General features: G+C 71.6%; 21 protein-coding genes and 1 pseudogene. 10 read left to right on the forward strand and 12 right to left on the reverse strand.

Annotated elements, in window-relative coordinates; all coding sequences use genetic code 11:
- Nucleotides 1–3 precede the first annotated feature (3 nt).
- On the forward strand, nucleotides 4–237 hold the full coding sequence (locus ACIRVK_RS20105) for a ferredoxin (protein ID WP_030932035.1): 234 nt from the start codon (nucleotides 4–6) through the stop codon (nucleotides 235–237).
- 301 nt (nucleotides 238–538) lie between these two features.
- On the opposite strand, the gene ACIRVK_RS20110 is transcribed toward ACIRVK_RS20105, so the two are convergent.
- On the reverse strand, nucleotides 539–1,165 hold the full coding sequence (locus ACIRVK_RS20110; protein ID WP_404248815.1) for a TetR family transcriptional regulator: 627 nt from the start codon (nucleotides 1,163–1,165) through the stop codon (nucleotides 539–541).
- A 210-nt stretch (nucleotides 1,166–1,375) separates the two neighbouring features.
- Here ACIRVK_RS20110 and ACIRVK_RS20115 point away from each other — a divergent pair, with 210 nt between their 5' ends.
- From ACIRVK_RS20115 to ACIRVK_RS20125, 3 genes are read left to right on the forward strand one after another with little or no spacing between them, the layout of a single operon-like run.
- The gene (locus tag ACIRVK_RS20115) at nucleotides 1,376–2,806 is read left to right on the forward strand and encodes a glycosyltransferase family 4 protein (RefSeq protein WP_404248817.1); all 1,431 of its coding nucleotides are present in this window, start codon (nucleotides 1,376–1,378) and stop codon (nucleotides 2,804–2,806) included.
- A complete protein-coding gene (locus tag ACIRVK_RS20120) occupies nucleotides 2,800–3,534 on the forward strand; it encodes a class I SAM-dependent methyltransferase (RefSeq protein ID WP_404248819.1) in 735 nt (244 codons plus the stop codon). Before ACIRVK_RS20115 ends, ACIRVK_RS20120 begins: the two co-directional genes overlap by 7 nt.
- Complete coding sequence (locus tag ACIRVK_RS20125; RefSeq protein ID WP_404248823.1) at nucleotides 3,531–4,601, forward strand: prenyltransferase/squalene oxidase repeat-containing protein; 1,071 nt, start codon at nucleotides 3,531–3,533, stop codon at nucleotides 4,599–4,601. Before ACIRVK_RS20120 ends, ACIRVK_RS20125 begins: the two co-directional genes overlap by 4 nt.
- A gap of 244 nt (nucleotides 4,602–4,845) precedes the next feature.
- On the opposite strand, the gene ACIRVK_RS20130 is transcribed toward ACIRVK_RS20125, so the two are convergent.
- Entirely contained in the window at nucleotides 4,846–5,133 is a 288-nt protein-coding gene (locus ACIRVK_RS20130; RefSeq protein WP_404248825.1) for a hypothetical protein, read from the reverse strand.
- A 140-nt stretch (nucleotides 5,134–5,273) separates the two neighbouring features.
- Between ACIRVK_RS20130 and ACIRVK_RS20135 the strand changes: the two genes are divergently transcribed.
- Complete coding sequence (locus ACIRVK_RS20135; protein WP_404248827.1) at nucleotides 5,274–5,843, forward strand: hypothetical protein; 570 nt, start codon at nucleotides 5,274–5,276, stop codon at nucleotides 5,841–5,843.
- Here ACIRVK_RS20135 and ACIRVK_RS20140 read toward each other — a convergent pair.
- The 5 genes from ACIRVK_RS20140 to ACIRVK_RS20160 all read right to left on the reverse strand — a co-directional run bounded on the left by ACIRVK_RS20140 (nucleotide 5,840) and on the right by ACIRVK_RS20160 (nucleotide 11,422).
- Nucleotides 5,840–6,850, reverse strand: a complete 1,011-nt coding sequence (locus ACIRVK_RS20140; RefSeq protein ID WP_404248829.1) for an LLM class F420-dependent oxidoreductase — start codon at nucleotides 6,848–6,850, stop codon at nucleotides 5,840–5,842. The two genes, ACIRVK_RS20135 and ACIRVK_RS20140, sit on opposite strands and share 4 nt — an antisense overlap.
- Before the next feature lie 132 nt (nucleotides 6,851–6,982).
- Nucleotides 6,983–7,798 carry a hypothetical protein gene (locus ACIRVK_RS20145; protein WP_404248830.1) on the reverse strand — a complete coding sequence of 272 codons (816 nt, stop codon included), beginning with the start codon at nucleotides 7,796–7,798 and terminating at the stop codon, nucleotides 6,983–6,985.
- Nucleotides 7,799–7,883: 85 nt separating this feature from the next.
- Complete coding sequence (locus ACIRVK_RS20150; protein ID WP_404248832.1) at nucleotides 7,884–8,852, reverse strand: N-acetylmuramoyl-L-alanine amidase; 969 nt, start codon at nucleotides 8,850–8,852, stop codon at nucleotides 7,884–7,886.
- A gap of 22 nt (nucleotides 8,853–8,874) precedes the next feature.
- Nucleotides 8,875–9,525, reverse strand: a complete 651-nt coding sequence (locus ACIRVK_RS20155) for a class I SAM-dependent methyltransferase (RefSeq protein WP_404248834.1) — start codon at nucleotides 9,523–9,525, stop codon at nucleotides 8,875–8,877.
- A 163-nt stretch (nucleotides 9,526–9,688) separates the two neighbouring features.
- Nucleotides 9,689–11,422, reverse strand: a complete 1,734-nt coding sequence (locus tag ACIRVK_RS20160; protein ID WP_404248836.1) for an MFS transporter — start codon at nucleotides 11,420–11,422, stop codon at nucleotides 9,689–9,691.
- 161 nt (nucleotides 11,423–11,583) lie between these two features.
- Between ACIRVK_RS20160 and ACIRVK_RS20165 the strand changes: the two genes are divergently transcribed.
- Entirely contained in the window at nucleotides 11,584–12,771 is a 1,188-nt protein-coding gene (locus tag ACIRVK_RS20165; RefSeq protein ID WP_404248838.1) for a lipid-transfer protein, read from the forward strand.
- Nucleotides 12,772–12,835: 64 nt separating this feature from the next.
- Nucleotides 12,836–14,281: an MFS transporter gene (locus tag ACIRVK_RS20170; protein WP_404248840.1), complete on the forward strand. Its 1,446-nt coding sequence runs from the start codon at nucleotides 12,836–12,838 to the stop codon at nucleotides 14,279–14,281.
- A 25-nt stretch (nucleotides 14,282–14,306) separates the two neighbouring features.
- Here ACIRVK_RS20170 and ACIRVK_RS20175 read toward each other — a convergent pair whose 3' ends face one another.
- The 4 genes and pseudogenes from ACIRVK_RS20175 to ACIRVK_RS20190 form a co-directional block, all read right to left on the reverse strand.
- The gene (locus ACIRVK_RS20175; protein WP_404249054.1) at nucleotides 14,307–14,939 is read right to left on the reverse strand and encodes a response regulator; all 633 of its coding nucleotides are present in this window, start codon (nucleotides 14,937–14,939) and stop codon (nucleotides 14,307–14,309) included.
- Between the two features lie 39 nt (nucleotides 14,940–14,978).
- Entirely contained in the window at nucleotides 14,979–16,250 is a 1,272-nt protein-coding gene (locus ACIRVK_RS20180; RefSeq protein ID WP_404249056.1) for a sensor histidine kinase, read from the reverse strand.
- A gap of 27 nt (nucleotides 16,251–16,277) precedes the next feature.
- Nucleotides 16,278–16,993 (reverse strand): annotated as a pseudogene (locus ACIRVK_RS20185) (ABC transporter permease).
- A gap of 26 nt (nucleotides 16,994–17,019) precedes the next feature.
- Entirely contained in the window at nucleotides 17,020–17,925 is a 906-nt protein-coding gene (locus ACIRVK_RS20190; RefSeq protein WP_404248842.1) for an ABC transporter ATP-binding protein, read from the reverse strand.
- Nucleotides 17,926–18,193: 268 nt separating this feature from the next.
- On the opposite strand from ACIRVK_RS20190, the gene ACIRVK_RS20195 reads away from it, so the two are divergent.
- From ACIRVK_RS20195 to ACIRVK_RS20205, 3 genes are read left to right on the forward strand one after another with little or no spacing between them, the layout of a single operon-like run.
- Nucleotides 18,194–19,087 carry a MaoC/PaaZ C-terminal domain-containing protein gene (locus ACIRVK_RS20195; RefSeq protein WP_404248844.1) on the forward strand — a complete coding sequence of 298 codons (894 nt, stop codon included), beginning with the start codon at nucleotides 18,194–18,196 and terminating at the stop codon, nucleotides 19,085–19,087.
- 29 nt (nucleotides 19,088–19,116) lie between these two features.
- A complete protein-coding gene (locus tag ACIRVK_RS20200) occupies nucleotides 19,117–20,193 on the forward strand; it encodes a Zn-dependent alcohol dehydrogenase (protein WP_404248846.1) in 1,077 nt (358 codons plus the stop codon).
- A 20-nt stretch (nucleotides 20,194–20,213) separates the two neighbouring features.
- Complete coding sequence (locus ACIRVK_RS20205) at nucleotides 20,214–21,152, forward strand: 3-oxoacyl-ACP reductase (protein WP_404248848.1); 939 nt, start codon at nucleotides 20,214–20,216, stop codon at nucleotides 21,150–21,152.
- Nucleotides 21,153–21,232: 80 nt separating this feature from the next.
- Here ACIRVK_RS20205 and ACIRVK_RS20210 read toward each other — a convergent pair whose 3' ends face one another.
- Nucleotides 21,233–21,388 (reverse strand): hypothetical protein, encoded by a 156-nt coding sequence (locus ACIRVK_RS20210; RefSeq protein WP_404248850.1) that lies wholly within the window; start codon nucleotides 21,386–21,388, stop codon nucleotides 21,233–21,235.
- Between the last annotated feature and the right edge of the window lie 28 nt (nucleotides 21,389–21,416).

The following is a 21,416-nucleotide window of genomic DNA, read 5'->3' on the forward strand; positions in this document are numbered from 1 at the left end:
GGCATGGGCGACCGCTGGCATGTCGAGGTCGACCGCTCCGTCTGTATCGGCTCGGCCCAGTGCGTCCACCGCGCGACGGGCGCCTTCCGGCTCGACTCGGCCATGCAGTCCCACCCCGTCGAGCCGGAGACGGATGCCAACGAGCGCATCCTGGACGCCGCCGAGAACTGTCCCGTGGAGGCGATCGTGATCACCCTGCTGGGCAGCGGTGAGCCGGTGTTCCCGCCCGAGGAGTGACCCTGGGAGCAAGGGGGGTAAGAGGCGTAAAGGGAAAAAATCTCCGGTTCGGGGTGTTCCGTCTTGCTTTGTGTGTTCTATTCTGGTAACGGCCTACGGGACGAGTGAGGGAGTTCGACCGGAGGTGCCGACTTCGGCGTGACGCGAAGGCATCCGCTGGGGCCGACGGCGACGGTCGGACTGAGAGGCCGGACGGCAGTGGTCAGGCCGGAAGGCGACCCCCAGCACCTGATCCGGGCAATGCCGGCGAAGGGAACCCGTCTCGTAGGTCCTTCATGTGTCCGAGCCGCTTCCGCGCGACTCAGGTGTCCTTGGGGCTCGTGAGGTCGATCAGGCGGCACACCGTCTCGATGTCGATCTTCACCTGGGCGATCGAGGCGCGGCCCGAGAGCCAGGTGATCAGTGCCGAGTGCCAGGTGTGCTCGATGACGCGGACCGCGGAGAGCTGCTCGGGGGTCGGGTTCTCCTGGCCCATCGCGTCCAGGATGATCACCGTCGTCTGGCGGGAGACCTGGTCCACCTCGGGGCTGACGCTGCGGTCGGCGAAGGTGAGGGCGCGGACCATGGCGTCGGCGAGGTGCGGCTCGCGCTGCAGGGCGCGGAAGGCCCGCATCAGCGTCTCCGCGACCCGCTCGGCCGCCGACTCGCCCTGCGGCGGTTTCTTGCGCAGGGTGCCGTGCATGTGCTCCAGCTGGTCCTGCATCGTGGCGACCAACAGGTGCACCTTGGACGGGAAGTAGCGGTACAGCGTGCCGAGGGCCACCTGGGAGGACTCGGCGACCTCCCGCATCTGCACCGCGTCGAAACCGCCCCGGCTGGCCAGCTGCGCGCTCGCGTGCAGGATGCGGCGACGGCGGGCCTCCTGGCGCTCCGTGAGGGGCGGGGAGGCTGGGCGCCCGGTGGCTTCGAGCTTGGCTTCCACAGGCATGGGTCCCGTTCCGTGACACTCGGTGAGGGCTGGTGATCACACCGAGCATGGCAGGGTGTCCGCCGTGGCGCGAATCACCTGATCCACTGCTCACAGTGTCCCTACCTGCCGGTAGATTCAGAGCCTCCTGGACGATCAAGTCTGAAACTTGTTCTAGATTAGCGTCCCGGCGTAATCTCGCGGGACAGAGCATGCAGAAGGGGGCCCAGAGTGACCGCTGAGGCCAGTCAGGCTGGTCCCCAGGGGGACCTGGCCGCCGACGGCGAGCGACCGCTCCACATCGCGCTCCTGACCTATAAAGGGAACCCGTTCTGCGGCGGACAGGGTGTCTACGTACGGCACCTCTCGCGCGAGCTGGCCCGCCTGGGCCACCGCGTCGAGGTCATCGGCTCCCAGCCCTACCCGGTCCTCGACGAGGACGCCGAGTACGCCGGCTCCCTCAGCCTCACCGAGCTGCCCAGCCTCGACCTCTACCGCTCGCCCGACCCCTTCCGCACCCCCGCCCGCGACGAGTACCGCGACTGGATCGACGCCCTCGAGGTCGCGACCATGTGGACCGGAGGGTTCCCCGAGCCGCTGACCTTCTCCCTCCGCGCCCGCCGCCATCTCCGCGCCCGACGCGGCGAGTTCGACGTCGTGCACGACAACCAGACGCTCGGATACGGGCTGTTGGGGGACCTGGGCGCCCCGCTGGTGACGACCGTCCACCACCCCATCACCGTCGACCGGCAGTTGGAGCTGGACGCCGCCCAGAACTGGCAGCAGCGCCTGTCCAAGCGGCGCTGGTACGCCTTCACCCGTATGCAGAAGCGGGTCGCGCGGCGGCTGCCCTCGGTGCTCACCGTCTCCGGCACCTCCCGCCAGGAGATCGTCGACCATCTCGGCGTACGGGACGACCGGATCCACGTCGTCCACATCGGCGCCGACACCGACCTGTTCTCGCCGGACCCGTCCGTGCCCGTCGTGCCCGGCCGGATCGTGACGACGTCCAGCGCGGACGTGCCGCTCAAGGGGCTCGTCTTCCTCGTGGAGGCGCTCGCCAAGGTCCGCACCGAGCATCCCGCCGCCCACCTCGTCGTGGTCGGCAAGCGGCCCGCCGGGGGACCCGTGGCACAGGCGATCGAGCGCTACGGCCTGGAAGGTTCCGTCGACTTCGTCAAGGGGATCTCGGACGCCGAACTGGTCGACCTGGTCCGGTCGGCCGAGGTCGCGTGCGTGCCGTCCCTGTACGAGGGCTTCTCGCTGCCGGCCGCCGAGGCGATGGCGACGGGCACGCCGCTGCTCGCCACGACCGGCGGCGCGATCCCGGAGGTCGCCGGCCGCGACGGCGAGACGTGCCTCGCCGTGCCGCCGGGTGACCCGGGGGCGCTGGCGGCCGGTCTGGGCCGGCTCCTGTCCGACGCCGGGCTGCGCGAGCGGCTCGGCCGCGCCGGGCGGGAGCGGGTCCTGGCGAGGTTCACCTGGGCGCGGGCCGCCGAGGGCACGGTGGCCCGCTACCGCGAGGCGATCGGCGGCCAGGGCGCCGCTCAACCCTCGCGGGCGGCAGGAGCGTCCGTACCACCAGTCGCAGCCGTTCCGTCTCTCACGGCGGCCACCCCCGTCGAACCCCACGCAGACACCGAAAGCAGGGCCACGTGCTGACCGTCGACTTCTCCCGGTTCCCGCTCGCCCCGGGCGACCGTGTCCTGGACCTCGGATGCGGAGCCGGCCGGCACGCGTTCGAGTGCTACCGGCGCGGTGCCCAGGTCGTGGCGCTCGACCAGAACGGCGAGGAGATCCGCGAGGTCGCGAAGTGGTTCGCGGCGATGGAGGAGGCCGGGGAGGCGCCCGCCGGGGCCACCGCCACCGCCATGGAGGGCGACGCCCTCGCGCTGCCCTTCCCCGACGAGTCCTTCGACGTCGTCATCATCTCCGAGGTCATGGAGCACATCCCGGACGACAAGGGTGTACTCGCCGAGATGGTGCGGGTGTTGAAGCCGGGCGGCCGGATCGCCGTCACCGTCCCGCGCTACGGCCCCGAGAAGGTGTGCTGGGCCCTGTCCGACGCCTACCACGAGGTCGAGGGCGGCCACATCCGCATCTACAAGGCGGACGAACTGCTGGCCAAGATGCGGGAGGCCGGGCTCCAGCCGTACGGCACCCACCACGCGCACGCGCTGCACAGCCCCTACTGGTGGCTCAAGTGCGCCTTCGGCGTCGACAACGACAAGGCGCTGCCGGTGCAGGCGTACCACAAGCTGCTGGTCTGGGACATCATGAAGAGGCCCTTCGCGACACGGGTCGCCGAGCAGGCGCTGAACCCGCTGATCGGCAAGAGCTTCGTGGCGTACGCGACCAAGCCGCACCTGCCGGCGGTGGACGCCCGGTGACCACTCCCCGGACAGAACACCTCGTCCTGCCCGGGGTCCTCACCGCCGAGCAGGCCGCCGCGACCGTCGCAGGCATCCTCGCCGTGCAGCGGGAGGACGGCGCGATCCCGTGGTTCCGCGGCCACCACCTGGACCCGTGGGACCACACCGAGGCCGCGATGGCGCTGGACGCGGCCGGCGAGCACGAGGCCGCCGAGCGGGCCTACGCGTGGCTCGCCCGGCACCAGAACGAGGACGGCTCCTGGTACGCGGCCTACGCCGACGGCGACTTCGCCGACGTCACCGACCGCGGGCGCGAGACCAACTTCGTCGCCTACATAGCCGTCGGCGTGTGGCACCACTACCTGTCCACCGGCGACGACACGTTCCTGGACCGCATGTGGCCGGCCGTCTACGCGGCGATCGAGTACGTGCTGCGGCTCCAGCAGCCCGGGGGGCAGATCGGCTGGAAGGGCGAGGACGACGGTACGGTCACCCCGGACGCGCTGCTGACCGGCTCGTCCTCGATCCACCACGCCCTGCGGTGCGCGCTCGCCATCGCCGACCAGCGCGAAGAGCCGCAGCCGGACTGGGAGTTGGCGGTCGGCGCGCTGCGCCACGCGATCCGCCGGCACCCGGAGCGGTTCCTCGACAAGGACCGCTACTCCATGGACTGGTACTACCCCGTGCTGGGCGGCGCGTTGACCGGCAGCGAGGCCAAGTCCCGTGTGGAGGAAGGCTGGGAGCGCTTCGTGGTGCCCGGCCTCGGCGTGCGCTGCGTCGTCCCCAACCCGTGGGTCACCGGCGGCGAGTCGGCCGAACTCGCCCTCACCCTCTGGGCGATGGGCGAGTCCGACCGCGCGCTGGACCTCCTCCAGTCCATCCAGCACCTGCGGGACGCGGACAGCGGCCTGTACTGGACCGGTTACGTCTACGAGGACGAGGCCGTCTGGCCCCAGGAGCTGACCACGTGGACGGCCGGTTCCCTGCTCCTGGCCGTCGCCGCCCTCGGCGGCCACGAGGCCACCTGCGCGGTGTTCGGCGGCGAACACCTTCCGAGGGGCCTGGAGGCGGACTGCTGCGACTGAGAGCCGAGACCCCGGGCTCTCAGCCGCTGGACGTACGGCCGCCCGGCGTAGGTGCTAGTGGCGCTGCATGCGGCCGGCGACCGCGTGGCCGATGAAGAGGTAGACCACCGCCGCCAGGCCGTAGCCCGCGATCACCCGGGCCCAGGCCTTGTCGATGGTGCTGTGTCTTCTGGGGGTGCCCCCCAGGCCCCCGGGTCACGTGACCGGCCTGTGGTGGTCCGGGGGCGTTGGGGGTGCGTTGGTGTTAGTGGCGCTGCATGCGGCCGGCGACCGCGTGGCCGATGAAGAGGTAGACCACCGCCGCCAGGCCGTAGCCGGCGATCACCCGGGCCCAGGCCTTGTCGAAGGTGAACAGGTCACGTGACCAGCCGGCCAGCCAGTTGGCCGCGTTGTGGACGAACTGCACCAGTTCGTTGGCACTGTTGGCGTCCAGCAGGTACATCACGATCCACAGGCCCAGGATGAGGGCCATGATGTCGGCGACGATCGCTACGACCGCCCCGGCCCGATTGCCGCTGCTATATCGAGACATACCTTGCGGATTGCCGCCGCTTCCCGAATGAAACCCGGTCGGATGAAACCCGAACGGAGCCTCCCGAGTGGCGCCGTGCCCCGGTCCGGGGCAGGCTGCCGGAGGAACAGCGACTCGGGGAGCACACCCGGAGGTCCACCGTGCCCGTAGCCCTACGGCGCCTCGTCGTCGCCCTCACCCTCTGCTGCGCCCTGATCACGGCCGGCACCGCCTGCTCCAGCAGCAAGAACACCGGCGCCCAGGACGCCGCGGCCGTCGTGGCCGCCGCCACCCCCAGCCCCAGCACCTCGGCCGAGCGGCAGAAGTTCGCCAAGACGCGCTTCGTGGCGAACGCCGGGCTCGCGGCCGGAGCGACGTACCAGTGGATCGTGAAGCCGTGGAAGGCGGGGAAGTTCAAGAAGGGCGCGCACGGGCGCAAGGCCGCCCTGGTCAAGGCCGCCCTCGCGGGCACCTTCGCCTACAACCGCCTCAAGGCGGCGACCAAGAACGCGCAGGGCGATCCGACCCTCGCCAAGGCGCTGGCCCCGCTGAGTAGTGGCATCGCCGCCCTCAAGGCCCTCCCCGCCAAGCTCCGCAAGGGCGACTCCACCGACCAGGCGGCCGGCTCCTTCAACGACGTGATCAACAAGGTCAAGGACGCCGGGAAGAGCGCCGGCGCCACGGTGACCGACAAGGTCCCGTCGGCCGGCCAACTCAGCAGCGGTTCCTAGGAGTTCAGCTCCGCCAGGACCCGCAACGTGTGCGGATCCGGGGCCAGTGCCAGCAGGTCGGTCACTGGCCCCTTCCGCCAGGCCTCCAGTCGCTCGGCGATCCGTTCGCGCGGCCCGACCAGCGAGATCTCGTCCGCGAAGGCGTCCGGCACGGCCAGCACGGCCTCCTCCCGCCGCCCTTCGAGGAACAGCCGCTGGATCCGCCGCGCCTCCTCCTCGTAGCCCATCCGCGCCATCAGATCAGCGTGGAAGTTCCGCGCCGCGTGCCCCATGCCGCCGATGTAGAAGCCGAGCATGGTCTTCACGGGCAGCAGCCCCTCCCGTACGTCGTCGCAGACCCGCACCTGTGCCATGGGGGCGATCAGGAACCCCTCGGGGGCGTCCGCCAGCGAGGCCTCGTACACCTCGGGGCGGGCCGGCGACCAGTACAGGGGCAGCCAGCCGTCGGCGATACGGGTCGTCTGGGCGACGTTCTTCGGCCCCTCCGCGCCGAGCAGGACCGGCAGGTCGGCCCGCAGCGGATGCGTGATCGGTTTCAGCGCCTTGCCGAGACCGGTCCCGTCCTCCCCGCGATACGGATGCGAGTGGAACCGCCCGTCCAGCGCGACCGGCGCCTGGCGTCGCAGCACCTGCCGTACGACGTCCACGTACTCCCGCGTCGCGGTGAGCGGCGACCTGGGGAACGGCCGCCCGTACCACCCCTCCACCACCTGCGGCCCCGACAGACCGAGCCCCAGCATCATCCGGCCGCCGGAGAGGTGGTCGAGGGTGAGGGCGTGCATGGCGGTGGTGGTCGGCGAGCGGGCGGCCATCTGCGCAACGGCCGTACCCAGCTTGATGGTTGAGGTCCGGGCGGCGATCCAGGTCAGCGGGGTGAAGACGTCGGACCCCCAGGACTCGGCGGTCCACACGGAGTCGTACCCGAGCCGCTCCGCCTCCTGTGCGAGCGGTACATGGTAGGCGGAGGGGCCGCGGCCCCAGTAACCGAGGGCGAGCCCGAGTCGCATGACGCCTCCATCAGGTGTCTGGTATCTGACGGTCAGTCAGTTCTGGCGCTACGGGCTGCGACTGTACGACAACGGCCCCCCGCCCGGAAGGGCGAGGGGCCGTGCACGACGTCGGCGACGTGGTCGGACGCGTCAGCCGCGCTGGATGCCGGAGGTGTCCTGGAGGACGCCGCGGCGACCGTCCTGCGTCTGCGCGACCAGAGCCGGTCCGCGCTGCTCGACGGCCAGGTACCAGGTGCCCGGGGCGAGTTCGGCGATCGGCGTGGGCGAGCCGTCCTCAGCGAACAGCGGCCGCGGCACCGGAACGGCGAACCAGAACGGCGAGAACTCCCCGGCCGGCGGCTGCGCCTGGGTGGCCTGCGGCTGCGGCTGCGCGGCGCCGTAGGGCTGTCCGGGCTGCGGCTGGCCGCCGTACTGCGCCTGCTGGGCGCCCGGGTAGCCGTAGCCGCCGGCGGGCTGGGCGCCGTAGGGCTGCGGGGCCTGCGGCTTGGGGGCCGGGATCAGGGCGGCCTGGAGGGCGGGGACGAGCGGGGTGGCGATGGCGGCGCCGGCCATCACCAGGGTGGCGACGAACGAGAGGATGAGACCGATGCCGGCGTCGGGGCCGGAGGAACCCGGGCCCACGTTGTTCGCGCCGCCGGCCGGGTCCAGTACGTTGCCGAGCGCGCTCCAGGCGGCGAAGACCGTGAAGGCGACGCCGAAGTGTCCGAGGTCGAGACCCGCGACCTTGGGGACCTGCGGCAGACCGCGGGCGACCACGATGAGCGCGGCGCCGATGAGACCCGCCAGGACGACGCCGAGCAGGAGCGGTCCGTCGCCCCAGGCGTTCGGCAGGGAGATGCCCGACGCGCCGTCGGCGGAGAAGATGTCCAGGAACGACGCGATGAACAGCAACACCGCTGCCCCGATCACCACGCCGTCGCCTCGAGTGAGGGAGCGGATATTCACTTCGCAGGTCCTTCGTAGGTCGTCTCGTCGTCGGTAGACACTATCGTCCCCCCGACCAGGGTGTCCGCCGGGACCAGTACGCCCGTCAGTGACCGCGCAGGAAACTCACGATTCCCTCAGAGATTCCCTGTGCTGCCTTCTGGCGCCAGGCGGCGCTGGTGAGGAGTGCCGCGTCCTTGCTATCGCGCATGTTGCCGCACTCGATGAACACCTTGGGAACCGTTGACAGATTGAGACCGCCCAGGTCCGTGCGCGTGACGAGACCGGTGCCGCCGCCGACGTAGTTGGACGCCGGTTCGCCCGTCACCCGGACGAAGTTGGCCGCGACCCGCACGCCGAGATCCGAGGAAGGGGTCACGATGGCACGGGTGTCGGCGCCGCCCGCGTGGACGGAGCCCGGCAGGATCACGTGGAAGCCGCGGTTGCCGGCCGCCGAGCCGTCCGCGTGGATGGAGATCGCGGCGTCGGCGCGGGCGGCGTTGCCGAACCGGGCGCGTTGGTCGACACAAGGGCCCCAGGACGGGGAGCCGTTGTCATGGGTGAGCTTCACCGTCGCGCCCAGTTTCTGGAGGAGCGCCGCCAGCCGGTGGGAGACGTCCAGCGTGAACTGGGCCTCCGTGTAACCGTCGTTGGTGGAGGTGCCGGTCGTGTCGCACTCCTTCCAGTTGGTGCCGATGTCCACCTTGCGGTTGATCTCGGCCGTGTGCTGGAAGTTGCCGGGGTTGTGGCCCGGGTCGATGACGACGACCTTGCCCTTGAGGGAGCCGGAGGCGAGCGGCGCCGAGGAGGCGGGGGAGGCGGGGCCCGGCGTGGCACTGTCCGGCTGCTTGGCGTCGTCGGTCGACGGGCCGGCGGCGGGGCTGGACACGCCGGCCGTGGACGTCCGTACGGTCGCCCGGTCCGAGCCGTTCCCCCCGCCCGACGCGCCCACCGCCGCGTACACCAGCCACCCGAGCAACGCGCCCGGCACGATCGCGGCGAGCGCGACGGTGAGCGGCCCGCGCCGGGGACGGCGGGGCTGGGGTGGATCGAACTCCGGGCCTACGTACGACACGACTGCGACTCTAACCGTGCTCTCAGATCCCCGTGCCCGTTCGCCGCAGGACGCGCAGGGAGTCGGTCACCGAGACCTCGGTGAACGCGCCGGACTGAAGGGCCCGGAGGTAGACGCGGTACGGCGCCTGCCCGGTGAACTCGTCCTCCGGCTCCGGAAACACGTCGTGGATGAGCAGCAGCCCACCCTCGGCGACGTGCGGCGCCCACCCCTCGTAGTCGGCGCCGGCGTGCTCGTCGGTGTGACCGCCGTCGATGAAGACCAGCCCGAGGGGTGAGTTCCAGAACGCGGCGATCTGCGGCGAACGCCCCACCAGCGCCACCACGTGCTCCTCGAGCCCGGCCCGGTGCAGCGTCCTGCGGAACGTCGGCAACGTGTCCATCAACCCGATCTCCGGGTCGACGGTCTCCGGGTCGTGGTAGTCCCACCCGGGCTGCTGTTCCTCGCTGCCGCGGTGATGGTCGACGGTGAGCGCGGTCACCCCGACCTGCCGCGCCGCATCGGCGAGCAGCACAGCAGACCGCCCGCAATACGTCCCCACCTCGAGCAACGGCAACCCGAGCGCCCCCGCCTCAACAGCGGCGGCGTACAACGCCAGCCCTTCCCCTACGGGCATGAACCCCTTGGCCGCTTCGAAAGCAGCCAGCACCTCGGGCTTGGGCACCGCGACCATGGGGTTCCTTCCGGTCATACGAACGTCAACGGCCCTCATGCTGCCGCATCCCCTCGGTCACTACTCGACACGGGGTGCTGCAGCATGCCTCTTTAGGGGCGCGGGGAACTGCGCGACCAGCCACGACGCATCCGCACCCCCAGACGACCGACCCCCCCGAGCTCTATGCGTTAACCGCTTCCCCAGGCAACGCCAGATCAAGATCAACCGCCCGCTCCTCACCGGAGTGCGTCGCGGCGGACGCGAGCGGCCCGTGCCCGAAGGCCCGCGCGGCCAGCACATACGTCCCTTCCGCCGGCACCGCCAGCTCATAGGTCCCGTTCTCGTCGGAGACCGCGGCGCCGGCCTGCCGCCCCCGCCGGTCGATCAGCGTGACCTTGGCCCGCGCCACCGGCGCGCCCTCGGCGTCCAGGACCCGCCCCCGAAAGCCCCGCAGCACCTCCTCGGCCCGCTCCAGCGAGGCCTCCTCCTCGCTGCTGGCGCGCAGCTGCGGCGCCCGGTTCGCCTTGGGGAGGAACAGGGCCATCAGCAGACCGATCGCCACCGCGCCGGTCGCGATGAGGAAGGACACCCGGAAGCCGTGCATGGTCGGGATCGCGATGCCGCCCACGTTGTTGGCCGTGTTCGCCAGCACCATGCCGATGACCGCGCTCGACACCGACGTACCGATGGACCGCATCAGGGTGTTGAGCCCGTTCGCCGCGCCCGTCTCCGAGGCCGGGACCGCGCCCACGATCAGCGCGGGCAGGGAGGAGTACGCGAGGCCGATGCCCGCGCCGAGGACGACGGAGATGACCAGGCTCTGCCAGGCCGCGCTCATCAGGCCGAGCCCCGCGCCGTAGCCGATGGCGATGATCAGCATGCCGAGGATCAGGGTCACCTTCGGGCCGTACTTCGCCGAGAGGCGGGCGTAGACCGGGGCGGTGAACATCATCGTCAGGCCCAGCGGGGCGACCAGCAGACCGGCGACGACCATCGACTGACCGAGGCCGTAGCCCGTCGCCTTCGGGAGCTGGAGCAGTTGGGGAAGGACGAGTGAGACGACGTAGAACGAGACGCCGACCATGATCGAGGCCAGGTTGGTGAACAGGACCGCCGGACGGGCGGTGGTGCGCAGGTCCACGAGGGGCGCGGCGGAGCGCAGCTCGAACAGGCCCCACAGGACGAGGACGACCGCCGACGCGGCGAACATGCCGAGGGTGTTGCCGGAAGTCCAGCCCCAGTCGCTGCCCTTGGTGATCGGCAGGAGGAAGAGGACCAGGCCGGCCGAGAGGCCGATCGCGCCGAGCACGTCGAAGGTGCCCTCGGCGCGCATCGGGGACTCCGGTACGACGAGGAGGGTGAGGGCGATCGAGAGTACGCCGAGGCCCGCGGCGCCGTAGAACAGCGCGTGCCAGTTGGTGTGCTGGGCGACCAGTGCGGCGAGCGGCAGCGCGAGGCCGCCGCCGACGCCGATCGAGGAGCTCATCAGCGCCATGGCGGAGCCGAGCTTCTCGCGGGGGAGCATGTCGCGCATCAGGCCGATGCCGAGCGGGATGGCGCCCATCGCGAAGCCCTGGAGCGTACGGCCGACGATCATCGGGAGCAGGGTGCTGGTGAACGCGCTGACCAGCGCGCCGACCACCATCAGGGCGATGCTCAGGATCATCATCCGCCGCTTGCCGTACAGGTCGCCGAGCCGGCCCATGATCGGGGTGGCCACGGCGCCGGACAGCAGCGTCGAGGTCAGGACCCAGGTGGCGTTGCTCGGCGCGGTGTGCAGCAGTTGCGGCAGGTCCTTGATCACCGGGACGAGCAGGGTCTGCATCACCGCGACAACGATCCCCGCGAAGGCGAGCACCGGGACCACGGCCCCGCTCGCTCTCCGGGCGGGCTGGTCGTTCGTCGTGTGGGTCATGGGGTGAGGCCTCCAGTGAAGATAAGTACCGGCTAAACCTCGTATGCATAGGCAACTATTCCGTTGCTTCGGGCCTCTAATGAATCCTTGACCCGGTCATGGGGATCTGATCTGCCGTCAGGTCTGGCGACTGAATGGAACGTGTTCTAGTCTCGGCCGCCATGAGGGCATACGTGGCCGGGGTCGGCATGACCAAGTTCGAGAAGCCCGAGACCCGTGACTGGCAGTACTGGGACATGGCGCGGGAGGCGGGGCTGGCCGCTCTCGCGGACGCCGGGGTGGCCTACGGCGAGGTGCAACAGGTTCCGGTCGGCTACTGCTTCCAGCCCTCCACCGCGGGCCAGCGCGCCGCCTATGAACTGGGCCTCACCGGCGTCCCCGTCTACAACGTCAACAACAACTGCGCGACCGGCTCGACCGCCCTGATGCTGGCCCGGCAGCTGGTCGAGGGCGGGTCAGCCGACTGCGTGCTGGCGCTCGGCTTCGAGAAGATGAAGAAGGGCGCGCTGGGCGGGGGAGCCGACGGGGGAGACTTCTCCACCTCTCCCGTCGCCCGGCACTACGGCATCATGGCCGCCCGGCACGGCTTCGAGATGACCCCGCCCACCGCCCAGATCTTCGGCGACGCCGCCCGCGAGCACATGGACCGGTACGGCACGACCGAGGCGCAGCTCGCCGCCGTCGCCGCGAAGAACCACCGGCACTCGGCGCACAACCCGTACGCGCAGTTCCGCGACGTGTACGAGGTGTCCGACATCCTCGCCGCCCGTACCGTCCACCGCCCGCTGACCAAACTGCAGTGCTCGCCGACCTCGGACGGGGCGGCGGCCGTGGTGGTGGTCTCGGAGCGGTTCGCCGAGCGGCGTGGGCTGACCAGGCTGGTGGAGATCGTCGCGCAGGCGATGACCACCGACACGGAGGAGTCCTTCGCGTCCGGCTCCTGCATCGACGTCGTCGGGCAGCCGATGTCCCGGGAGGCGGCCCGGCAGGTGTACGAGCGGTCCGGACTCGGGATCGAGGACGTGGACGTCGTGGAACTGCACGACTGCTTCTCGATCAACGAACTGCTGACCTACGAGGCGCTCGGCATGTGCGGGGAGGGCGAGTCGGGCAAGCTCGTGGAGTCCGGGGCGACCACGTACGGCGGGCGGTGGGTGGTGAACCCGTCCGGCGGCCTGATCTCCAAGGGGCATCCGCTGGGGGCGACCGGCATCGCCCAGGTCGCCGAACTGGTGTGGCAGGTGACGGGCGCGGCGGGGGAGCGGCAGGTCACGGGGGCGCGGGTGGGGCTGGCGCACAACATCGGGCTGGGCGGGGCGGCGGTGGTGACGCTGGTGCGGGCGGTGTAGGTCCTGCGACGGAGGTCCGGGCGGGCCGAAATCCCGATGCAAGGGGCGCAACCGGGTTGAGAGCATGACAGGCATGCTGGAAGCCGCCGACCTCACCCGCACCCCGCCCCGTACCGTCTCACCCGCCTGGCTCGTGGTGGCGCTCGCCTGCGCCGGCCAGTTCCTGGTCGTGCTGGACGTCTCGGTCGTCAACGTCGCGTTGCCGTCGATGCGGGCCGACCTGGGGCTCAGCGCGCAGGGGCTGCAATGGGTGGTCAACGCCTACGCCATCGCTTTCGCCGGGTTCATGCTGCTCGGCGGGCGGGCCGGGGACCTGTACGGACGCAAGCGGATGTTCCTGGTCGGCCTCGGCCTGTTCACGCTGGCCTCGCTGGGCGGCGGCCTGGCGCAGGAGGGCGGTGAGCTGCTGGTCGCGCGGGCCGTGCAGGGCCTGGGGGCGGCGGTGCTCGCGCCCTCGACGCTGACGATCCTCACCTCCGCGGTTCCGGAGGGCGCGGCGCGGATGCGGGCGATAGCGACCTGGAGCGCGGTGGGCGCGGGCGGCGGGGCCGCGGGCGGACTGGTCGGCGGGGCGCTGGTGGACGGGCTGTCCTGGCGCTGGGTGCTGCTGATCAACGTGCCGGTCGGGGCGGTGGTGCTGGCCGGCTCGGCGCGGTGGCTGACGGAGAGCCGCAACGGGGACGGGCGGCGCCTCGACCTGCCTGGCGCGGTGCTGGTCACCGCCGGGCTCGCGACCCTGGCGTACGGCATCTCGCAGACCGAGGCCCAGGGGTGGACGGCGGCCTCGACGCTGCTGCCGCTGCTCGCGGGGCTGGCACTGATCGCGCTGTTCCTGCTCGTCGAGGCGCGTACGGCGGCTCCGCTGATGCCGCTCGGACTGTTCCGGGTGCGGGCGGTGTCCTCGGCGAACGCGGCGATGTTCCTGAACGGGTCCGCGATGTTCTGCATGTGGTTCTTCATGACGCTGTACGCGCAGAACGTGCTCGGTTACTCCCCGCTGGAGGCCGGGCTGGCGCTGGTGCCGAGTTCGCTCGCGATCGTGCTGGGGTCCAAGCTCGCACCGCGGTTCATGCCGGCGCTGGGGGCGCGCAGGCTGGCCGCGCTCGGCACGCTGATCGCGGTGGCGGGCTTCGGCTGGCAGTCGGCGATGACACCCGAGGGCGCCTACCTCACCGAGATCATGTTCCCCGGGATCCTGATGATGCTGGGCGCCGGGCTCACGGCGACCCCGCTCGCCGCGCTCGCCACGTCCGGGGCGGCGCCGGGGGAGGCCGGGCTGGTCTCCGGGCTGATCAACACCTCGCGCACCATGGGCGGTTCCCTGGGCCTCGCGGTGATGTCGACCATCGCGGCGACGCGGACCGGCCACAGCGTCACCCCGGGCGCCCTGACGGACGGCTACGCGCTGGTGTTCCGTACGGGCGCCGGGGTTCTCCTCGCCGGGGTGGTGCTGATGCTGGTGTGGTTGCCGCGGAGGATCCCGACGGGTTCGGCGAGTTCGAAAGCGTGAGGGGGAGGGCTGTGGCAGTGATGGTTCACAGCCAACCCTGTTGGCGGGCCTCCCGCATCGCTTCCATGCGGTTGCGGGTGCCGGTCTTGCCGATGGCCGAGGACAGGTAGTTGCGGACCGTGGACTCGGAAAGGTGCAGCTTCGCGGCGATGTCGGCGACCGTCGCGCCGTCCACGGAGGCCTTGAGGACGTCGCACTCGCGGACGGTGAGCGGACTGGGCCCGGCGCTGAGCGCCGCCGCGGCCAGCGCGGAGTCGATCACCGTCTCGCCGGTCAGCACCCGGCGGATCGCGGCGGCCAACTCCTCCACGGGACCGTCCTTCACGAGGAAGCCGGCGGCTCCGGCCTCCATGGCGCGGCGCAGATAGCCGGGCCGCCCGAAGGTGGTCAGGATCAGCACCCGGCAGTCCGGCACCTGCTCGCGCAGGTCGGCCGCCGCGTCCAGGCCGCTCCTGCCCGGCAGTTCGATGTCCAGCAGGGCCACGTCCGGACGGTGCGTCAGCGCGGCGTCCACGATGGCGTCCCCGGCCGCGACCTGGGCGACCACCTCGATGTCCGGTTCCATCCCGAGCAGTAACGCGAGCGCGCCCCGCATCATCCCCTGGTCCTCGGCGAGCAGCACCCGCACGTTCTTCGCCGGGTGGTGATCCCGGGGCATCTCGTCCACGAGGGCAAGGGTAGAGCGGGAGCGGGGGTCTCAGCGCGCCTCGGGTGCCGTGACCGGTTCGGGGTCCAGGGCGCCGCTCGGGTCCACCGGGAGTTCGGCGGTGACCGTGAAGCCGCCCCGCGGGGCGGGACCGGCTCGCAGGGAGCCGCCGGCCGTCGCGAGGCGTTCGGTCAGCCCCTTCAGGCCGGTGCCGCCGACGCCGGGCGAAGGCGGCGCGGCCGACTCGCCGGAGCCGTTGTCGGTGACGGTGAGACGGGCCCGTTCGGAGGTGCTGTCGACGGTGATCTCGCAGCGGGTCGCGCCCGCGTGCCGTACGACGTTGGTGACCGCCTCGCGCACCACCCAGCCCAGCAGCGCCTCGCTCGGTGGGGACAGGGGCACGCCCGTACGCCGCAGCACCGGCTCGACCCCGGCCGCGGTCAACGCCGAGCGGGCCCGGTCCAGTTCGGTGCCGAGGCTGCCCTCGCGGTAGCCGGTCACGGCCTCGCGGATCTCGGTGAGCGCCTGCCGGCCCACGGACTCGATGTCGGTGATCTGCGCCAGCGCCGCGTCCAGGTCGCGTGCGGCCAGCCGCCGGGCCGCCTCCGACTTGACCACGATCACCGACAGGGTGTGGCCGAGGAGGTCGTGCAGGTCGCGGGAGAAACGCAGGCGTTCCTTCTCGACGGCCTGGTGGGCCAGTTTCTCGCGGGCGGCCTGCAACTCCCGTACCGCCTCGGACAGGGAGAGGATCGCGGCGGTCACCATCGTCGACAGGAAGGTGCCGTAGGCGATGTTCACCGCCTCCGACCCCTCGCGGACGCCGGAGATGGCCCCGGCGAGCGCGGCGAGCAGCAGTCCGGTCCTGCCCAGCCATGGTCCGCGCAGGACGGCGCCGGTCGCCAGGCCCAGCAGCGGGAAGAACAGCAGCCAGCTGCCGCCGTAGCCGAGGGCCAGACCTGTCGTGATCAGGGCCATCACCAGCAGGGCGACACGGGTGGACGTCTCCTTGCGCTTCTGTTTGTGGAAGGAGCGGAACGTCACGTAGATGTAGAGCGAGTTGAAGGTGAGCAGCCCCAGGCCGCCGATCCACGGGTTCGGGGTCTTGCCCTGGAGCAGGTTGGAGAAGGAGCCCATGCCCATCAGCAGCCAGGGGAGCAGGGCGAACCCGGTGGGCGGCGGGCCCGGATGCTCCGGGGTCGGGCGGCCCTCGCGCCGGGCGGTCCGCTCCGCCGCCTTGTAGGCCTCCATGTCCTGCTTCCACTCGGCGCGCGCCGACTGCCACACCAACAGCTGACAGCGCACCCCGCGCCACCACGCCATTCCACCGCTCATGTCCCGTTCCCCCCGTCAGACAGTGCCCGCGCCACGGCGGTACGACAGCACAGCGTACGAACCGAAGGCCGCGAGCCAGAGGGTCAGCACCGTGATCGCGCCCAGCGCCGGGGCGTGACCGGCGGCCACGGACGTGCCGAGCTGGGCGAAGCGGTACGTGGGCGTGTACGCCGACAGGGCGCGCAGCCAGTCGGGGAACAGGGTGACGGGGAACCACAGGCCGCCGAGGACGGCCAGACCCATGCTGCACGCCATGTTCACCACGCCCGTGGTCTGCCCGGTCAGCCGGTAGCCGTTGCCCAGCCCCAGCAGGGTGAACGGCACCGAGCCCAGCCACAGCAGCAGCGCGATCGCCACCCACTGCCAGACCGCCAGCCGTACGCCGTTCACGACCCCGCCAGCCACCAGCACCGCCACGATCGCCGGCAGCACCGTCACCGAACCGGTCAGCGCCCGGCCGACGACCACCTGGCGCGGGGTCATCGGCGTCACCCTGAGCTGCCGCAGCCAGCCGATCGCCCGGTCCTCGGCGACGCCGCCCCCGGTGTTCAGCGCGCACCCGACGGCCCCGTACCCGGCCATTCCGACCATCGCCCCGGTCCGCCAGGCCCGTCCGAGGCGCCGATGTTGGTGAACAGCAGATACATCACCACGGGCATGCCGATCCCCCCGACGACGAAACCGACGTCGCGCAGGGTCCGGCGCACCTCGAGCTTCAGATAGTCGAACACGTCGACCATGGCGACCAGGGCGGTCATCACGCGGCCTCCGTCACGGACGAGGTGAGGGTCAGGAACGCGTCCTCCAGGGACGCCGGAGCGACCTCCAGGCCGCGTATCGCCCCCATGCCGGCCAGGGCGATCACCGTCGCGTCCGGGTCGTCGGTCCGCAGCCGCGCCCGGTCCCCCCGCACCTCCAGCGACCGTACGCCCGGCAGCCGGTCGAGGCCCCTCGCCGGCCGTCCGGCCAGGTCGAAGGCGACCAGACCGCCGCCGACCGAGCGCTTGAGCTGCTCGCCGGTGCCGTCCGCGACGATCCGCCCGTGGTCGATGACGAGGATGCGGTCGGCGTGGGCGTCGGCCTCCTCGAGGTGGTGCGTGGAGAACAGGACCGTGTGCCCGCGGCGCGCGTAGCCCCGCATCGACGCCCAGAACGCCTGCCGGGCCTCCACGTCCAGCGCGGACGTCGGCTCGTCCAGCACGAGCAGCGCGGGGTTCCCGGCGAGGGCGAGCGCGAACCGCACTCGCTGCACCTGCCCGCCGGACAGCCGGTCCACCCGGCGCCCCGCCAGCTCGGCGATCCCGGCCAGCTCCAGGGCCCGCGCGAGAGGCATCGGGGCCGGATAGCGCCGGGCCACGAAGCCCACCAGCTCCCGCACGGTGACCCGGGGTACCGCCCGCGCGTCCTGGAGCATGGCGCCGACCCGCCCGGCCAGCACCGCCCGCTCCGGCGGGGCGCCGAACAGCCGTACGTCCCCCGCGTCCGGTTCGGTCAGGCCGAGCAGCAGCGAGATCGTCGTGGACTTCCCGGCGCCGTTGCGCCCGAGCAGGGCGACCGTCTCGCCGGAGGCCACGGCGAGATCGAGGCCGTCGACGGCCCGTACGGGGCCGAAGCGCTTGACCGCGTCCCGGAAGGACACGGCCGGTTCGATGTCCGATGTCATGCCTTTGACGCTACGAACCGCGGCCCTCCGCCCGGCAGATGCGCTTGTACGGACTCGGGCAGGACAAATGTCACCGGCGGTCCGGAGGTCTTTGGCCGGGGACACGTTACCTGACACAGTGTCAGGAGCCTTCACAAGTGCGGAGTGCTGGGCTATACAAGGGGCGCCGGACTGGAACGCGTTCTAGATCGGCCCGCAGCGACCTCGGTGCGGCCGACGGTGCGGACGGCCGCACCGGGGTCTTCAGTCGATCATCTTCAGGAGCCCCATGCCCATCGACGCAGCCAAGGCCCTCGCCGCCGAACCCCGGACCGGCGAGCTGACCTGGACCACCAGGGACGTCCAGCTCTACCACCTCGGCATCGGCGCCGGCATCCCCGCCACCGACCCCGACGAGCTGCGCTACACCCTGGAGTCCCGGCTGCACGTGCTGCCGTCCTTCGCCACCGTCGCCGGCGCCGGCTCACCCGGCGTGATCAGCGGGCTGTCGATGCCGGGCATCGACGTCGACCTCGCCAAGGTCCTGCACGGCGGCCAGTCCCTCACCCTGCACCGCCCCATCCCGGCCCAGGGCACCGCCACCGCCACCGGCCGTATCGCCGCCGTGTACGACAAGGGCAAGGCGGCCGTCCTGGTCATGCGCACCGAGGTCGCCGACGCCGACGGCCCGTTGTGGACCAACGACGCCCAGATCTTCGTACGGGGGGAGGGCGGCTGGGGCGGCGACCGCGGCCCCTCCACCCGCACCGAAGCGCCCACGGGCGAACCCGACCGGACCGTCGAACGCCCGATCCGCGAGGACCAGGCACTGCTCTACCGCCTCTCCGGCGACTGGAACCCGCTGCACGCCGACCCCGAGTTCGCCAAGCTCGCCGGGTTCGAGAAGCCCATCCTGCACGGGCTGTGCACCTACGGCATGACGCTGAAGGCGGTCGTGGACACGCTGCTGGGCGGGGACGTCGGCCGGGTGCGTTCGTACACCACCCGGTTCGCCGGCGTCGTCTACCCCGGCGAGACCCTGCGCATCCGCATGTGGCGACAGGACGGGCGGGTCCGGGTCGCCGTCAGCGCCGTCATGGGGGTCCCCCCGCGCGAGCGAAGCCGAGCGTGGGGGAGGGAGGACGCGCCCGTCCTCGCCGACACGATCGTCGAACACTCCTGAGCCCTGTTGCCTCCGAGGGGAGCCGCACCATGCGAGCAGCCGTACTGAACGAGATCGGCCAGGACAAGCTGGAGGTCCTCGACGACGTCGAGGCGACCGGCTTCGGCCCCGGACGGGTGAGGATCCGGGTGCGCGCCACGGGGTTGTGCCACTCGGACCTGTCCGCGATGAACGGGGTGCTGCCCCAGCCGGCGCCGTTCGTGCCCGGGCACGAGGGCGCGGGCGAGGTCCTCGAAGTGGGGGAGGGCGTACGGAACCTGAAGCCCGGTGACCGGGTCGTCGTGTGCTGGCTGCCCGCCTGCGGCGCCTGTCCCGCCTGCAGGCGCGGGCAGACCGAGCTGTGCCTGGCCGGGTTCATGAACGCCGGCACCCCCAACTTCCGGCGCCCCGGTGGGGACGTCTTCGGCTTCGCGGGCACCGGCACCTTCGCCGAGGAGGTCGTCGTCGACGCCGGCTGCGCGGTGCCGATCCCCGACGACGTGCCCTTCGACATCGCCGCCCTCATCGGCTGCGGAGTCACCACCGGCCTCGGCGCGGCCCTCAACACCGCCGACGTGGAGGCCGGTTCGTCGGTCGCCGTGATCGGCTGCGGAGGCGTCGGCATCTCGGCGATCCAGGGGGCGCGGCTCAAGGGCGCCGCCGAGATCGTCGCCGTCGACCCGGTCGCCGGCCGTCGGGAGTCGGCGCTCACGTTCGGTGCCACCAGGGCCGTCTCCCCGGACGAACTGGCCACCGCCAAGCAGGAGGTCACCGCCGGCGAGGGCTTCGACTACGTCTTCGAGGTCGTCGGCAAGTCCGCCACCGCCCGCACGGCCTACGAGAACACCCGCCGCGGCGGCACCCTCGTGGTCGTCGGCGCGGGCGCCATGGACGACTTCCTCCAGCTCAACATGTTCGAGCTGTTCTTCGACGAGAAGCGCATCCTGCCGTCCATGTACGGCGGCGGCGACGTCCTGCGCTCCTACGAACGCACCATCGCCCTGTGGCGGGCCGGCCGCGTCGACCTGGAGGGCCTGATCACCCACCGGCTGCCGCTGAGCGAGATCAACGAGGCGCTGGACCAGATGCGCTCCGGGACCGCGCTGCGCACGTGCATCGAGATCTGACGCCTACGTGAAGGGTGCTCATGTCACTGCCACTTGAGGGACTGTCCGCCGTCGTCACCGGCGCCGGTCGCGGCCTCGGCCGGGCCGAGGCGCTGGAGCTCGCCCGGCTCGGGGCGGCCGTCGTCGTCAACGACTTCGGGCAGCCGGGCCGGGACGGCACGGGGGAGGCCTCGGCGGGACCCGCCGAGGAGGTCGCCGCCGAGATCCGCGCGAGCGGCGGGCGCGCCGTGGCGCACACCGGCGACGTGGCCGACTTCCAACAGGCCCGTCACCTGGTCGAGTTGGCGGTCGCCGAGTTCGGGAAACTGGACGTCCTGGTCAACAACGCGGGCATCCTGCGCGACCGGATGGTCTTCTCCATGAGCGAGGGGGAGTGGGACTCGGTGATCCGGGTCCACCTCAAGGGACACTTCAACACGACCCACTTCGCCGCCGCCCACTGGCGCGAGCGTTCCAAGGCGACGGGCGCCCCCGTCTACGGGCGCATCGTGAACACCTCCTCGGAGGCCTTCCTCGCGGGCTCCGCCGGCCAGCCCAACTACGCGGCCGCGAAGGGCGGAATCGTCGGCCTGACCACCTCGACGGCCCTCGCGCTCGCCAAGTACGGCGTCACCGCCAACGCCATCTGCCCGCGCGCCCGTACCCGGATGACCGAGGACGTCTTCGCCGGCTTCCAGGAGCCCGACGAGGGCATCGACCCGCTCTCGCCCGAGCATGTCGCCCCCCTCGTCGGCTACCTGGCCTCGCCCGCGGCCTCCCGCGTCAACGGACAGCTTCTCGTCGTGCACGGCGGCATGGTGGCGATCGTCGACCGGCCGCGGGTGCGGGCCAAGTTCGACAGCAAGCAGGACACGTTCACCTACGACGAGCTGGACGCCGTCCTCACCCCGCACTACGCGGAACGCCCGGACGGGGAGACGTTCGGGGCGGTGGAGGTGCTGGGGCTCAAGCGCACCTGAGACGGGACCCGAGCGCAGGTGAGACAGAGGGAAGGGCCCGCACATCGGCATTGATGTGCGGGCCCTTCCCGTCTCTGCCGTCAGGCAGCCGTGCCGGTGTCCTCGGACTCCTTGCGGTGCCGGCCCTGGGGGGCCGTGTCACCGTCCTGGACCGATACCGGCCCCCGGTGACGTCCGTGCCCGGCGTCCTCCTGGGACCCGGCGGACAGCGGCTGCATGGTGCTTGTGTCGCTCATCGGAAGGATTCACCCCGTCAACAACATG

The organism is Streptomyces sp. NPDC101152 (assembly GCF_044768275.1).
Lineage (GTDB): Bacteria > Actinomycetota > Actinomycetes > Streptomycetales > Streptomycetaceae > Streptomyces.

What these genes read in the sequence shown, in the direction of transcription:
- ACIRVK_RS20105 (WP_030932035.1), top strand. Translation starts at nt 4, where the DNA reads ATGGGCGACCGCTGGCATGTCGAGGTCGACCGCTCCGTCTGTATCGGC.
- ACIRVK_RS20110 (WP_404248815.1), bottom strand. Translation starts at nt 1,165, where the DNA reads ATGCCTGTGGAAGCCAAGCTCGAAGCCACCGGGCGCCCAGCCTCCCCG.
- ACIRVK_RS20130 (WP_404248825.1), bottom strand. Translation starts at nt 5,133, where the DNA reads ATGTCTCGATATAGCAGCGGCAATCGGGCCGGGGCGGTCGTAGCGATC.
- ACIRVK_RS20140 (WP_404248829.1), bottom strand. Translation starts at nt 6,850, where the DNA reads ATGCGACTCGGGCTCGCCCTCGGTTACTGGGGCCGCGGCCCCTCCGCC.
- ACIRVK_RS20155 (WP_404248834.1), bottom strand. Translation starts at nt 9,525, where the DNA reads ATGGTCGCGGTGCCCAAGCCCGAGGTGCTGGCTGCTTTCGAAGCGGCC.
- ACIRVK_RS20160 (WP_404248836.1), bottom strand. Translation starts at nt 11,422, where the DNA reads ATGACCCACACGACGAACGACCAGCCCGCCCGGAGAGCGAGCGGGGCC.
- ACIRVK_RS20165 (WP_404248838.1), top strand. Translation starts at nt 11,584, where the DNA reads ATGAGGGCATACGTGGCCGGGGTCGGCATGACCAAGTTCGAGAAGCCC.
- ACIRVK_RS20170 (WP_404248840.1), top strand. Translation starts at nt 12,836, where the DNA reads ATGACAGGCATGCTGGAAGCCGCCGACCTCACCCGCACCCCGCCCCGT.
- ACIRVK_RS20175 (WP_404249054.1), bottom strand. Translation starts at nt 14,939, where the DNA reads ATGCCCCGGGATCACCACCCGGCGAAGAACGTGCGGGTGCTGCTCGCC.
- ACIRVK_RS20180 (WP_404249056.1), bottom strand. Translation starts at nt 16,250, where the DNA reads ATGGCGTGGTGGCGCGGGGTGCGCTGTCAGCTGTTGGTGTGGCAGTCG.
- ACIRVK_RS20190 (WP_404248842.1), bottom strand. Translation starts at nt 17,925, where the DNA reads ATGACATCGGACATCGAACCGGCCGTGTCCTTCCGGGACGCGGTCAAG.
- ACIRVK_RS20195 (WP_404248844.1), top strand. Translation starts at nt 18,194, where the DNA reads ATGCCCATCGACGCAGCCAAGGCCCTCGCCGCCGAACCCCGGACCGGC.
- ACIRVK_RS20200 (WP_404248846.1), top strand. Translation starts at nt 19,117, where the DNA reads ATGCGAGCAGCCGTACTGAACGAGATCGGCCAGGACAAGCTGGAGGTC.
- ACIRVK_RS20205 (WP_404248848.1), top strand. Translation starts at nt 20,214, where the DNA reads ATGTCACTGCCACTTGAGGGACTGTCCGCCGTCGTCACCGGCGCCGGT.
- ACIRVK_RS20210 (WP_404248850.1), bottom strand. Translation starts at nt 21,388, where the DNA reads ATGAGCGACACAAGCACCATGCAGCCGCTGTCCGCCGGGTCCCAGGAG.